This is a genomic window from Sphingobacterium psychroaquaticum (genome assembly GCF_900177625.1).
GTDB lineage: Bacteria > Bacteroidota > Bacteroidia > Sphingobacteriales > Sphingobacteriaceae > Sphingobacterium > Sphingobacterium psychroaquaticum.
In genome coordinates, this window is record NZ_FXAU01000005.1 from 370,465 (window position 1) to 385,300 (window position 14,836).

Annotated in this window: 10 protein-coding genes; 9 read left to right on the forward strand and 1 reads right to left on the reverse strand. The window is 41.2% G+C overall.

Going from position 1 to position 14,836, the window contains the following annotated elements; genetic code table 11:
• Position 1: 1 nt before the first annotated feature.
• Positions 2–730 carry an RDD family protein gene (locus B9Y69_RS14495; protein WP_085473690.1) on the reverse strand — a complete coding sequence of 243 codons (729 nt, stop codon included), beginning with the start codon at positions 728–730 and terminating at the stop codon, positions 2–4.
• A gap of 61 nt (positions 731–791) precedes the next feature.
• Here B9Y69_RS14495 and B9Y69_RS14500 point away from each other — a divergent pair, with 61 nt between their 5' ends.
• The 9 genes from B9Y69_RS14500 to B9Y69_RS14540 all read left to right on the forward strand — a co-directional run.
• Positions 792–1,754 (forward strand): stage II sporulation protein M, encoded by a 963-nt coding sequence (locus B9Y69_RS14500; protein ID WP_085473691.1) that lies wholly within the window; start codon positions 792–794, stop codon positions 1,752–1,754.
• Positions 1,745–2,662 carry an ABC transporter permease gene (locus B9Y69_RS14505; RefSeq protein ID WP_085473692.1) on the forward strand — a complete coding sequence of 306 codons (918 nt, stop codon included), beginning with the start codon at positions 1,745–1,747 and terminating at the stop codon, positions 2,660–2,662. Before B9Y69_RS14500 ends, B9Y69_RS14505 begins: the two co-directional genes overlap by 10 nt.
• Positions 2,652–3,452 carry a DUF4129 domain-containing protein gene (locus tag B9Y69_RS14510; protein WP_085473693.1) on the forward strand — a complete coding sequence of 267 codons (801 nt, stop codon included), beginning with the start codon at positions 2,652–2,654 and terminating at the stop codon, positions 3,450–3,452. Before B9Y69_RS14505 ends, B9Y69_RS14510 begins: the two co-directional genes overlap by 11 nt.
• Positions 3,449–4,660 (forward strand): DUF4350 domain-containing protein, encoded by a 1,212-nt coding sequence (locus B9Y69_RS14515; RefSeq protein ID WP_144036590.1) that lies wholly within the window; start codon positions 3,449–3,451, stop codon positions 4,658–4,660. Before B9Y69_RS14510 ends, B9Y69_RS14515 begins: the two co-directional genes overlap by 4 nt.
• Complete coding sequence (locus tag B9Y69_RS14520) at positions 4,657–5,652, forward strand: AAA family ATPase (protein WP_085473695.1); 996 nt, start codon at positions 4,657–4,659, stop codon at positions 5,650–5,652. Before B9Y69_RS14515 ends, B9Y69_RS14520 begins: the two co-directional genes overlap by 4 nt.
• Before the next feature lie 86 nt (positions 5,653–5,738).
• On the forward strand, positions 5,739–6,980 hold the full coding sequence (locus tag B9Y69_RS14525) for a DUF58 domain-containing protein (protein WP_234991258.1): 1,242 nt from the start codon (positions 5,739–5,741) through the stop codon (positions 6,978–6,980).
• Positions 6,981–7,435: 455 nt separating this feature from the next.
• The gene (locus B9Y69_RS14530) at positions 7,436–9,421 is read left to right on the forward strand and encodes a DUF11 domain-containing protein (RefSeq protein ID WP_159451856.1); all 1,986 of its coding nucleotides are present in this window, start codon (positions 7,436–7,438) and stop codon (positions 9,419–9,421) included.
• Between the two features lie 376 nt (positions 9,422–9,797).
• The gene (locus tag B9Y69_RS14535) at positions 9,798–12,347 is read left to right on the forward strand and encodes a DUF11 domain-containing protein (protein ID WP_085473697.1); all 2,550 of its coding nucleotides are present in this window, start codon (positions 9,798–9,800) and stop codon (positions 12,345–12,347) included.
• 147 nt (positions 12,348–12,494) lie between these two features.
• Positions 12,495–14,836: DUF7507 domain-containing protein (locus B9Y69_RS14540; protein ID WP_200811812.1), on the forward strand; the 2,342-nt coding region annotated here is incomplete at its 3' end.

The window sequence follows — 14,836 nt, forward strand, 5'->3', positions numbered from 1 at the left end:
CTTACGAATTGCGGTACAAATAGTAGTAATCCTTTACGACCACATCGATAAACTCTTCCGGTGGCATTTGCGGCTTAACCTCCAGTAGCTCCACCAGCTTGTTGCTGAGGGCAATAATGATGTTATAATCTTTTCGTTCGTACCCTTTTTTATATAATTCTTTAATTGTATTTGCGTCTTGATCGGATAATCTGATAGCCTGTGGGAAAGTTACCGTATACTCTCGGGTGATCTCTTCGAACAGTGTTTCCTGCAAGGCGGTATCGGTTCGTGTACTGATTACCGCGGTATCTGCCGCAATATCACCGATACGCTGCGCCTTTGCCGTTGCGATAATACTACTAATTCCCAATGCTCCAAAGCACAAGAATACATCGATGATTGTACATACCCAGCGGATAAAATACTGATAGATGGTAGCCCTGGTGCCATCAATTTTAACCACTTTTATCTTCATTAACATTTTACCCACCGTTTGCCCCTGAAAGAAGGTTTCCATCAAAAAGAAATAGAAAAAACAGGGCAGCAGAAGGAGCATGTAAATGCCATAACTCAGCCAAAAGTCACTGTGCTTGAAAACTCCCATCCATTGCAACAAGTAATACACAAAGAGAGAGTAACAGATAATCAAGAAATAATCGATGGCAAAAGCAATCATTCGAGCCCCCAGTGTCGCTAGTTTATAGTCGAACCGAACATTTTGTGGCGTATTGATAGACAGTGTATTCATAGCATTGCATATCCAAGTAAAAATTTTTATGTTTGGGACTAGCAGTTTATAAATTTAAAACATGAGGGAAGTCTCCTTTATTGAACGAAATAAAGAAAAATGGGTCTCAATTGAAAATAATTTGAGAAATAAAATCAATGTAGAGCCCGATGTCCTTGCTTCGAATTATATCGAGCTGACCAACGATTTGGCCTATGCTCAAACATTTTATCCGAAATCCAAGACAAAAGACTATCTCAATGAGTTGGCTATTGTAGCGCATCAACAACTTTACAAAGATCAACGTTCTTCGGAAAGTCAGTTACGTCATTTTATCAATTATGAGATTCCTGAAGCAATCTGGAGCATCCGTCGTCCACTCATTTATTCATTATTGATATTCAGCTTATCGATTGTCATTGGCGTCATTTCTGCGTATTACGATGTGGACTTTGTACGTCTTATTTTGGGTAATCACTACGTCGATATGAGCATTAAGAATATCGAGGAGGGAAACCCTGCCGGTGTTTACCAAGGAGGCAGCGAGATTGGCTCTGCACTTCTTATTACGATCAATAATGTCCGGGTTGCCTTTTTAGCCTTTGCTTTCGGCATATTCTACAGTGTTGGTGCTGGTTTTATTTTATTTCAGAACGGTGTTATGGTGGGCGCTTTTCACCAGATGTTTGCTACATACGGGGTTCTTGGAAAAGCCATGTCTGCCATTTGGATACATGGAGCTATCGAGCTTTCCGTTATCGTTATCGCTGGAGGTTGTGGGCTGGCTGTGGGTAATAGTATGCTCTTTCCTAAATCATATACACGTTTAGAGTCTTTCAAACGCAGTATGAAAACGGCGTCTAAGGTCCTGATCAGTACGGTACCCTTTTTTATAGTCGCGGGGTTTCTGGAAGGATTTGTAACGCGGCATTACCAATTGTCGCTTGGAATGTGCTTAACAATCATTGTTTTATCGTTTACGGCTATCCTATATTTTTATGTAGCCAAACCCATTCAACTAGCTAAACGTAACGGATGGGTATAAATTTTAACTTTAAAAGAGAGCGTAAGCTCGGAGATATCGTACAGGATTTTATTAACCTACTGCGCTTGGTGTTAGGCCATTTCTTACGCACTATTATTAGGCTTTCGATTATCCCTCTTTGTGGGATGTTGCTTCTTATTTATTATGGGACAACAAAAATTAATCTGACCGCAAAGGAGAGCTGGACTTCACAGCTTGATATTCTGTTTGTTGGAATTGGGATCTTAATCGTGCTCTTGGTCGTTAGTATGGTGTTTTTTGGTCTGGCTATTGAATACTTTATCCTACTGAAAAATAGAAAAGCGCTTGATTTTGGTTCACGTGATGTCCTGTCGGCTTTTAAGGGAGCTATTGGTAAATACCTCCGCTTTTTGCCAATAGCTATCATTGCATTGATTATTCTGGCGATTCCCTTGTTTATTGCGATGGGCTTACTTGTATTTATTCCTTTAGTTGGGAGTTTCGCTGCGGGTATATTAGCTTCGTTTGTTGGTGTTTGGTTTTTTTGTGCGTTTATGTTCTACCGAGAAGGGTATATGACGGGAACAGGGGCTATACCACAGACTTTTCCTATCTTAAAGAAGAAAATATTTGACTACAGTGTAGCCTCCTATTTGGTCAGTTTTGTGTTTCAGATCCTCTTGATGATGCTGATGCTGATGCCTTCTATTCTGTTGGCTGTAATAGCTTACAATACTATTGGTTTTGAACAAACTTTTTTTGATAGCTTGTTTGGACGTATGCTGGTTTCTGTGGGCGGAACAATCGTCATATTATTATATATCGTATATTATATGTTCTCCGTATTGGTTTCCGGTATTATCTACGAAACCGCTAAAGAGATACGGTATGGGGAGGATATTTATGAACAAATAGCCAATCTCGGAAAGGAGGAACATGCGCATTAAAGGTCTCTTTTTTGTTTGCAGTTATTTTCTGTTCTTGCAGGTCACGGCGCAATCGCGTGATACGGTGGTGCAAGCCTCACCTGTAAAGGAAGTGGCTACGAGTAATGATAGTCATAGTTATTTGAAGAAGGGTTATTATGACAGGATCGCTACCATGACGGAACTACCGAAGGTAGATAGTGCAGCCTTCAGCACCATGGAAGCGAAATATCAAGGTGAAGACTTTCAATATGACACAGCCAATCCAGATGAGGAAAGTCTATTTCAGCGCGCTATGCGCCGGATAAAAAACTGGTTATCCAGTCTAATGCCTGATATGGGTTATTTTGAAGCATCCGATGCCTTCTATAAACTACTTGGGGTGGTCGCTATTGTGGTGTTTGTTTTGATCCTCTATAGAGCTTTGTTTTCTGGGAAGCGTTTGTTGGCGCCGGATGAGGAAGAGAATGATCCTGAAAGTACAATTCGGTTTATTGAGAAAAACTTGTTGGATGTGAATCTGGAGCATTATATCCAACAGGCGGATAAAGAGGGTGATTATGCATTAGCGATACGTTATCTTAATTTGTTGAATATCCAGTTGCTAGCGCGGAAAGAGTATATAAACTGGCGGCCATCGAAAACAAATATGGAGTTAATTTTAGAAATCAAAGATCTTGAAATGAGGAAGGATTTTGAAAGTAACACCCGCATTTTTGATACCGTTTGGTTTGGAGGAGAACCAACCAGCGAAGAACAATATACGGCGTATCGGCCTTATTTTTCACAGTTTCAAACGAGATGGAAATGAGAAATTCAACGCGATTTGGACTGATACTTCTAGGACTCACCCTGCTGGTCATTACGTTGATTGATGTGACTCGAGATCGGCAAGTGGATTGGACACGTACGTATAATCAGTACGATAAGATACCTTACGGACTCTTTGTGACGCGTAGTGAGTTGCCAACCATATTAGATAAAAGGCCGATTTCTAATTTCACAAATACAAGCTATCCTTTTATAAAGACTTTCCTCAAGGGAAAGGAGGCCAGTAGTGTCGTGTATGTGGTGGACCGTTTTACAGAAGGGAAAGAAGTGGTGGATGAGCTTCTAAATTATGTAGGACGAGGCGGCGAAGTTTTTATCTCTTCTAACGTGATTCCTTATCGATTACTTGATACATTGGGAATTAAACAAGACTACTACTATGAGCAAGATCCTTCGGTATTGTTGGATTTTGAAGATCGTCCTTTTAGCTTGAGTAATGGAAAAAAGGCTTTCTATAAGGATCTGGAGTATCCTGGTTTGTTTTATGATTTAGATTCGAGTACGGTCCGAATTATCGGATCTTTTGAAGCAGGAAAGAATAAGCAGAAATATCCGAATTTTATTGAGGCGAAGTATCACAAAGGTCGGTTCATATTCCATTTGGAACCATTGATGTTTACGAACTACTATATGTTACAGTCGGATAACTATCAATATGGAGCAACAGCTTTGAAGTTGTTATCTCGAAAGGAGGTGTATTGGTATGACGCATGGAACAATAATGAGAAGGAAGCGCGAACACCGCTCCGTTTTTTGTTGTTGAATGACGGTTTGCGACAAGGCTGGTATATCTTGTTGTTTGCATTGATCCTATTGCTTTTGTTTAAGAGCAAGCGTGAACAGGCAGCAGTGAAAGTGGTTTTGCCGGAACCAAACCTGTCTAAGGAGTTTGCGAAGACCATTGCTTCAATGTATTTTGAGAATGGAACACCGGGTAATCTGGGGCAGAAGAAGATTGAGTACTTTTTGTATGATCTTCGTACACAGTTTCAGTTGGATATCCAGCAACTGGAGGAACCTGATTTTGTGCCACAGCTGGCGATGAAATCAGGAGTTTCGGTCGATATTTGTCGCAATTTAATTCGTATTTTAATTGCCAATAGGAATAACAAGTCGATGACAGATAAAGGGCTTTTAGCCTTAAATGAATTAATAGAAGATTTTAAACATAAAGCAAATATGCTATGAGCGAAACAGAAAATAGATTTGAACCTAATTTCGAAAATCGTATAGATCTTTCGGCTTTACGCACCCAAATGGAAGCCGTAAAGCAGGAAGTAAAAAAAGTTATTATTGGACAGGATGATGTCATTCACAAGTTGTTAATGGCTATTCTGGCAGGTGGACATTCGCTAATCGAAGGTATGCCGGGGGTGGGGAAAACATTAACGGCAAAGTTGATCGCGAAAAGCATTAAAGGCGACTTTAAACGGATTCAGTTTACACCAGATTTAATGCCGTCAGATGTGACGGGATCGTCGATCCTGGATCTTAAAACAAATGAATTTGACTTTAAGAAGGGACCTATCTTTGGAAACATCGTGTTGATTGATGAAATTAACCGTGCGCCGGCAAAAACACAATCTTCTTTATTCGAGTGTATGTCGGAGCGACAAGTAACAGCTGATGGAGAAAGTTATGCAGTACCTAGTCCTTTTGTGGTTTTTGCAACGCAAAATCCGATTGAACATGAAGGGACATACCGTTTACCAGAAGCACAGTTGGATCGTTTCTTGTTCAAAATCAATGTTGATTATCCGGCTTTAGCCGAAGAGATTCAGATTTTACGGGAACACCACGAACAAAAGGCTGCCGATAAGGAAGATTTGGTGGAAGAGGTGGTTGCGGTGGCAGATATTGTTCGTTTTCAACAGTTGGTTAAGCAGGTGTTTGTACATGAGGATGTGTTGAATTATATCGGACAGATTATCTATCACACGCGTTCTAATCCGAATCTTACTTTAGGGGCATCACCACGGGCATCTATTGCATTGATGGAGGCTGCTAAAGCGAATGCCGCACTCCAGGGGCGTGATTTTATTACACCGGATGATGTGAAATATGTAGCCCCTGCGATCTTAGGGCACCGGGTGTTGTTGACACCGGAAAAGGAGATGGAGGGCTTTACCAGTGACTTTATTATTAAACAGATTGTAGAAAGTATTGAAATTCCGCGTTAATGCGTTTTATCCGTAGCTTTTATATCCGTAACCTTTTTTTCTATTGCCTACTGGCTTTAGCGACCTTGTTTGTGTTATCATTTTTTATGAAGGCACTTTTTATCCCGGTCATCGTGTTGTTTTGGGGCTTTGTGGCTGCTTGTACCTGGGATTTGGTGTTTTTATATGTTGGAAGGGGGCGTATGGAAATAAGGCGTCGTTATCCAGAGAAGCTTTCTAATGGAGATGAGAATGAACTGGAAATTGAGCTGTCAAATCATTATCCATTGGCTATGCAGGTGCGGGTGCTTGAAGAGTTTCCGATGCAATTGCAGGTGAGAGATTGGGAATTGAAAACTAAATTGCAGTCCAAAGAGGTGAAGGTATTGACTTTTGCAGTACGACCGACGAGCCGAGGAAGGTATGTATTTGGTCGTTGTCATGCATTAGTGCGGCATATCGGTTTGTTTGAGCGTAAATTTCGACTGGATGAATCACTGACATTAGCTTGCTACCCATCGTTTATTCAGATGCGTAAATATCAACTGATGGCAACGACGGATCGCTTAGTGGAAATGGGGGTAAAGCGTATTCGCAAGATTGGTGCTACGTTGGAGTTTGATCATATCCGAGAGTATGTGCGGGGCGATGATTATCGACACCTTAATTGGCGGGCGACAGCAAAGCATAAAAAATTGCTGGTGAATCAATATCAAGAGGAGAAATCGCAGCCTATTTATGCGCTGATAGATACAGGGCGAGTAATGCGGATGCCATTTCAAGGACTAACCTTACTGGACTATGCCATTAACTCGGCCTTGGTGCTTACAAATGCGGCAATCCTGAAGCAAGATCGAGCCGGAATGTTAACCTTCTCCAAGGAGGTGGGGAATTATGTCGCAGCAGAGAAGCGGAATAATCAGATGCAGCGAATCGCAGATAAGTTATACGCCGTACAGACAGAATTTGAAGAGACTGAGTTTGGTCAGTTGTACGCGTATTGTAATAAGCATATTAATAAGCGGTCGCTTTTGTTGCTGTATACTAATTTTGAAACAATTGATGCCCTGTCACGGCAGATGCCTTATCTGCGGATGTTAGCTAAATCTCACATTTTGGTGGTGGTGGTCTTTAAAAATACGGAGCTGGTGGATATGTCACACGAAGCCGGCAAGAAAGTAATCGATGTGTATAACCAGATTATTGCAGAGAAATTTGTTTATGAGAAACATCTAATCGTCCAAGAGTTACATCGACAAGGAATCCAAACCATTTATACCGCACCGGAAAACTTGACGATTCAAGCAATAAATAAATACCTGGAAATTAAAGCTAGAGGGCTGTTGTAATGCGTTGTTGTTCGTAAGGAGTTTTGTGGTTGGGTGAAAGTCTACTTTGCCACTTTCTCCTTTCTGAAACAATTCCCGATGTCCCCTAAATGTCCTCCTCCTCTCTTTTTTTTATCTAAAAAAAATTCCCTTAAAGGATAAATAAAGCCTGCTTCGGTTAACCCTATCGTTTTTTTTTAGAAATTTCTTCTAAAAAATATTCAAATGTAAAGATTTGTCTACAAGAATGTTGTTTCTTTTTTGGTTGTCTCATTTTGTTAAAATGAACAACATTGTTGTGAAATGAGACATGTATTGTGCCCCCTTTTTCTACTTTTGCGCCCGAAAATGGGGGTAAGAGCGCCAGGGCTAATCGCCTATATTATTAACTAAATAATTACAGTTTTTAAGGTCTCTTTTCTTTTGTGTTTTGACGCAGAAGGGGTGTTTGTTTATACCTGTTATTTAGCATGAACATGAAAAAACTATACATATTAATTTTTCTTTTAACCGCGCTTGGCTGGAGCAATTCGAACGCTCAATGTGTGTCTGGGTGTAACGATAATACGTTTGTGCGTAGCCACGCCCCGAATACTATTGAGTACGATAATATTGTGTCGACATTCCATGCAAGTATGGTTAGAGAAGCTGATGGTAAACTTATGGTATGGGGACAGGGCATTAGTCCGACAGCGACGAATGTGTTGAGCCCACAAGAGGTCAGCGTAAACAATGGTTATAATTTTACAGGTTCAATTTTACGCTTTACTGGTGCTAGTAGTGCCACCAGTCAACAATTTGCGCTCTTGACAACGACAGGTCTATATGTCTGGGGAACACGTACAAATTTAGTGGCTAATGGGAATTTGGTTAATGCAAATAATAGTTTCCAAAAAATGACGGTTGATGGGAAGGCGGATGGTTTACCTGTAGGTGTTATTCCTAGTGATGTTAAAATGTTGTTCGGAACATATCGAACCCTAGTTGTTGTTACTTGTACAGGGGATGCTTGGGTCTTATCGTCTACGGGGGCAAAGAACGGAGATGGGAGTACAGATAATAATGGTACAAAATGGACCCGCGTTAAGAAAGATGCAACAACGAATTTAACTGGTGTTGTGGCGGTTCGGGGTATCAATAATGGGTTAGTAGCTTTAACTTCTAATGGTGAGCTTTATACTTGGGGGACCGGTGTTTATCTCGGAGATGGGAATGCGGCGGTAAATTCTTCTTATGCTAAAAAGATGACTGTTCCAACCGGTGTTCAGCCTAAGATGATAGGGATGACAGTTGCGAATGCTTATTATTTATTGGCGAGAGACGGTCGCTTATTTTCGTTAGGGGGAAATACCAGGAGACAGCTGGGTATTTATTCTGATGTGGCTAGCTTATCTTGGGCTCAACCAAGAAAAAATAACAGCACTGGGCCTGTGTTTGATGATGTGGCATGGATTAGTCCGCAAGAACACGAAAATGGCGCAACCTACGCAGCTATTAACATATTAACCAAAGCGGGAAAACTGTACGCTTGGGGTTCTAATGATGGTAATATGATTGGGGGGACTAGTAATGGAACAAATTATGATCCGCTTTTAATGCCGGGTGGATTAGACGCTAACGATGTGCTCATGGCTGTCGAAACTGGTGGACATACTACCGTTGCGATAAAGCAGTGTAGTAAAAAGTATGGTTATGTGGGGCATAAAACGGCAGGTAGTATGGGAGATGGTTCGGGTGACTCCGGAAACCCAAATACATTCAGTTTTGCGACCAGTGAATTAACTGTTTGTGGTGCGCCAGCGGCTCCTCCTGTTCAAAATATAAAGATTTGTCCAAATACCACCGGCGATTTAGGCACAGCTCACCTTGCTGCAATCCCGGATGGTGTTGCACTAGAGTGGTGGACTACCACGAATCGTGCAACAGGAACAAAAGTGTCAAATCCGGGAGCTGTTGGGGTAGGTACATATTATGCTTTTTATATTCCTAATACAGGAAACTGTGAAACGCCACCTGCTTCACAAGCCGTGCAAATCACTATAGACAATATGTGTCCCACAGATTTAGATATAAAGAAATCCGTTAATAACAACTATCCGAAAGAGGGAGAAATAGTAACCTTTACGATTACCTTGAAAAATCTAGGGCCATATGATGCGACGAATGTGGAGGCAACGGAAGCACTGCCTAACGGTTATCAATTTGTTATTGCAGCACCTTCGCACGGAACATTCAATTCAGGCACGGGTAAATGGATGGTAGGTGGTCTGGCAAATCAAGCTACCGTGACACTTGCGGTTCAAGCAAGGGTGTTAGCCACTGGATTGTACAATAATACGGTAACAGTACGTGCGGATCAGTCAGATCCAGTCCCGGCTAACAATACTTTTATGTTGCCGGTAACATTGTGTAAATCTGGTTCCGGTCAGGTTCAGTTGAGTAGGAATGCACTGAAAAATTAACCCAAAATTTTATTTAATTCTTCTGTGTAAAAAATATTTCAAAGAATATTCTTCGGAATAATTCTACAAACGAAAACTTTTTGTGGTCATGGCGCTACATTTAGTTTTTACAAAGTGTAATTACTACACAAAGCGTAAGTTATAATTGTCATTTTATTGAATATTTGGATATAAGTAGTTATACATAGTATTGGTTGAGGGCGTCTTTTTATTTCGTTTGTTTTCAGTTTGTTATGCTCTTGTTTTTGTGTCTCAAAATTTTAAATGAACAACTGAGAAATAAAATTGAGACATATTTTGGGGCTTGCGTTTTTATATTTGCCACCTGAAAAAAAGAGGGGTGTCTCTCAACTATATTATCTATTAACTTTTAATTATGGATAACTGTAAACCATTAAGACAACGAAACAAGTTGTTTTTACATGTACTAACAATTTTCATACTTTCATTTTTTGGAAGCCAGTCGGCGTATGCTGATGGTTCAAAAGATTTGTATCCGACAGGTTCATCAAACTTAGGCGCTAGAGCTTGGCTGCGTGTAAGTACGACCGCAAACGAAAATTATCCTTTTGCAAACTTAGGTACGCACTATGTATATGCAAAGGCAGGGGAAACTATTGCTATTGCTTCTAGTGCCCAGGGAATTAGTAATAGCGCTCGATTACGCCTTTATAATACAAGTAATGCCTTAATTGTTGATCATCAAACGCCAACTTCTGGCACGGGGTCAAATGTGGGAAAGATTGCTTCGCGAGCGGAAGAAGTTGCTGGTCCTCGATTACCCGGAGTAACCACAGGGAGTGGGTATACGGCAGTATATCATACAGTTACGGTAACAGGTATTTATAAAGTTGAATTTGTTTCTACAGGTGGTGAGACAAGTACTGGAACGGGCGGGCCTACAGCTAATAGATCGCATGATGATTTGTGGTCCCAAAATAGTAATACATCGTTGATTGCCGCTTGGGACGTCTCTGTTGCCAATGCTGCCAAGACTCAATGGATTCCTGGTCGTGCATTTGCAATGGCGCATAATCTGTTTATAACAAGTAATGCCAGTTCAGATTTGGGGTATCACGGAAAGGTTAAGATTTTAACCAACGATGGATACTTGTATAATGTGAATAATAACGGTAGTAATGGAATCGCTTTTACTTTTTTTGTAAATAATAAGGGGTTTTATGAGAATAATATACCGGTGTATAAAAGTTTAGATGAATCAACGGTTGCTTTTTTGACAGGGAAGGTTCATAATCCGAATAGTGCAGATACAAATTCAGATTTTACACAAAAAATATTCTATACACTTCCAAATACAGACTTGCCAACATCTGCTTCTGGTGCTTTTCCTGGTGGAAATACTTGGTTGTTAAATAATCGGATTCCACCGACAGTGTCTAATGTTAGTATTCAAGGTGTAGATGGTACGGTGGGGCAGGTTAGTAATAAGGGGGGCGATATTCATTTTACCACAAATTTATCTGGGACATATACCATTGAGATTAAGAGCACGAATAATTCATTTCCATCCAGAAAGCTCACGGGGACGGCAATTGCAGGTGCGAATACCAAGTTTTGGGATGGAAAGGACGGAGCAGGAATGTCTTTGCCTAAAGGAAATTTTCCGGCGGAAATAAAGGTCGTTTTGCAGGGAGCCGAGGTTCATTTTCCGTTTTTTGATATGGAGGTTAACCCGAATGGTACTATCATTCAACTTTTGAAGAGTGACAGAACGACCGTTGAGTCTGACATTGTATATTGGAATGATTCTCCGGTAACAACTATTACAGGAAACGCTGAGAGATCTAACAGTTATGGTAGCAAGCCAAATCCACTAGACGGAAGTCAATTTATTATACCTCAGGGGACGTCTTCTAATGGAGGGCATACTTGGGGTAAAAGTTTAGGTGGCAATTCCTTGAGTTACGCCTTTGGAAATAGACGATCTATTGATACATGGACTTTCATTACAGGTGATGAGGAGAAAATTCAGACAAATATAGATGTAAAAATCACAGACCTTTCAGTAACAGTATCCCAGAGTAAAAATAGCGTTAAAGCCGGTGAGGAACTAACCTATACGGTGGTGGTGAAAAACTCATTTCACCCGAACGATCCTGCCCAGAATGTTTCAGCAGTGCAAGGCGCGCCATTTGGATTTACTGTACCTGTTGGCTTTGTGCCAAAAGCTAATGGAATCACTTTTACGGCGACTTCTTCTTGTGGTTCACAAGCGACAGCTCTAGCATTTAATACTTCGGAAAATAAGTACAAATCAACGCTAAATATGGGGGCTGGTTGCGTAATCACCTATACGATGACGGGTACGATTACGGCTGCGATGAGTGCAAATCCGACTGGTTCTGCTGAAGCAACAATCTTACGCCCGAATGATGTAACAGATTACGATGCGACAAATCCGGATGTCAATACACCGCCGACTGATCCGCATTACGAATGTGATGAAGCCGATAATGGAGGGGTATGTAATAATATTAAACCGATTGGACTCACATATATCCCTACTGTTGATCTTGTGGTAACAAAAACAGCGAATAATGCACAGGTTGCAATAAACGAAGATGTAATTTTTACGATAACGGTAAAGAATATTGGTCCCGATGGTGCAACAAATGTTTCGGTAACGGATGCATTGCCTGCAGGTTTGACTTTTAAACTTGCAAGTCCATCAATTGGAACTTTTGCGAGCGGGGTATGGAGTGTAGGAAGTTTGGCCAAAGATGCATCCGCAACGCTAACAATGACGGCGACCGCTACAACGGAGGGCACAAAGACGAATACGGCAGTAGCAACATCGTCGCAAGAGGAGTTAACACCACTCGATAATACAGCGTCAGCTTCGGTGGTAATCTGTAAAGCGGGTTCAGCGCAGGTTGGACTGAGTAGCGGAACACTTAAAAATTAAAGATAAAAAGGATTAGTAATTCCTTTTATCTACGATATATAAATAAACTGGATTTAAATGAAGTGTTTGATTTTATTTAAATCCAGATGATTTCAACCTAAAATGGCTGAAATCATTAGACCGTAATATGAAATTAGTTTCGTGCAAATGAATATGTTTACAATACGCGATATACAAAAGACCACCGTCAAACCGAGATTCCGACAGTGGCTAACATCACTGGCTTTCCTGGGTAGCATGCTGCTCGGCTTAGCCGTGCAGGGGCAAGGAACGGGTTCTCCTGCTACACTGAGGCAGGGAGTGCTGTTTCATGAAACGTTTGGTACAGGTACCGTACGGTATAAATCACCGTATACTGTGACCGGTGCAAACAGTTTTAATTTTGCACATCCGGATGCTCCCAATGTGGGCAATCAGAGTTACTCCGAAGCAAAAGCGATCGAGAATAATTTCTATGCCGTCGTTGCACCTCGTGCGATTAATTCCAGTGTAGCAGCAGATTACAATGGTCCTTCATGGGGTCAGATTTGGGGTAAACTGCTGGATATGAACGACGCTACAGGTGGTACGAATGGAGCCGCGATGATTGTAAATGCAGGAACGACGGCGAACTCTTTTTATAAAAGAGGGGTGAGCCTAAAATCTGGAAGGTATTACAAAGTTTCATATAGGATACATGTTCAAAATGGACCTGTAAATGTAAAGACAGTAATCTATGCGAAAGGTAAAAATACACCGCTAGCTTCTATCGCTGCAGATAAACCAAATGGTACTGCAAAAGGGACGTGGGAGTTGGTGGAAAATCAATTTTTCTTGCTTCCTGACGGGTGTTCCGCTACGGAGTTTGAGGTCTCTTTAGAGAATAATAAGTTAGAACCTGCAGGGAACGACTTTGCTGTAGATGAAATTATTCTCACTGAATTGGGCGTAGGTACTGTTCCTCCAACGTATGAAACTATTGCTTGTCGGGCGAGCGAACCAGTTGCTTCCAATGATAATGGTGTCGGTACTGTTACTAATGGACGTATTCAAGCGGTTACTTTATCGGTTTTGAACAATGATAAATTGGGCGATAATAGTGCGGCGACATCAAGTAATGTGACGATTACAGTTGATGTTCCAGCAAATGGTATAAAGAATCAATGGGCGAACGAGATAACTGTAGCAGGTGAAGGCGTTTGGACATGGAATACTAATTCGGTTACATTTACCCCTGCTAATGGTTTTAATGGGAATCCTTCGCCGATAACATATACGATTAAAGAGAATAGCAGTGGTGCTATTTCAAATCACGCAACAGTGACGGTGACCTATCCGGGACTTCCAATTGTTGCGGATGATATTAAGGCGATGACTGCAGGTCAGCCTGTTAATGTAAGCATATTAGGTAATGATAAGCTAGCTAATGGAAGCGTACCATCAGCGGCAAATGTTACTGTTAAATTATATAATACGTTCGGAACAGCTGTTAACGGAAATGAAATTGTTGTTGCTGGTGAAGGTAAATGGACTTACATCGCGAGTACGGGTATTCTTACTTTTGCTCCGGCGAGTGGTTTCACAGGAAACCCTACACCAATTTCATACGAGATTGTAGAAGGAAATGTCTCTTCAAATAAAGCGAAAGTAATACTAACTACAGGAGGTGAAGAGTGTTCTCCAACGGGAGCAACAAGTGTTGACCTGACAACGTTAATTACTTCGACAATCCCTAATGGTGTTGAGGTGGTGTGGTATAGTTCGCCAGACCGCGCTCCGGGAACAAAGGTTGGCGATCCAAAGAATGTAACTGTAAGTGGTACATATTGGGCTTTCTTCCGTGATATTGCAAATGATTGTTATAATACGGATGTTTCTGATGCGAAAGTTGATGTAACTATTTTACCGATGTGTCCACCAGAAATAAAACTGGAGAAACACGGTACATACGTTGATACCGATGGAAATGGTAAAGTTAACGTTGGTGATAAGATTACGTATGTATTTACGGTTAGAAATACAGGTAAAGTAAAATTAACTAATGTTACGGTTACTGACCCTAGGGTTACTGTTACAGGTGGACCTTTGGCAGAATTACTCCCGGGAGCTGTAGATAATACGACATTTAAAGCGACATATACAATTACACAAACGGATATTAATAATCGTGGTGTGTATAACCTTGCGACTGTTACTGGTACAGATCCAAAAGGAGATCCAGTTACGGAGACATCGACAGATCCTAATCCATTGGATCCTAACGATCCGAACCACCCAGGCGTTGACCCAGGTTGTCCTACCTGTACGATCACGGTATTGCCAAAAGATCCATCGATGAGCTTGGAGAAAGATGGTACATACGTTGATGCGAACGGAGACAGCAAAGTAAACGTTGGAGATAAGATTACCTACACGTTCAAAGTAACGAACACGGGTAACGTTACCTTGACCAATGTTACGATCACGGATGACAACGCTACCGTTGTCGGCGGTCCTATCGCTACGTTGGC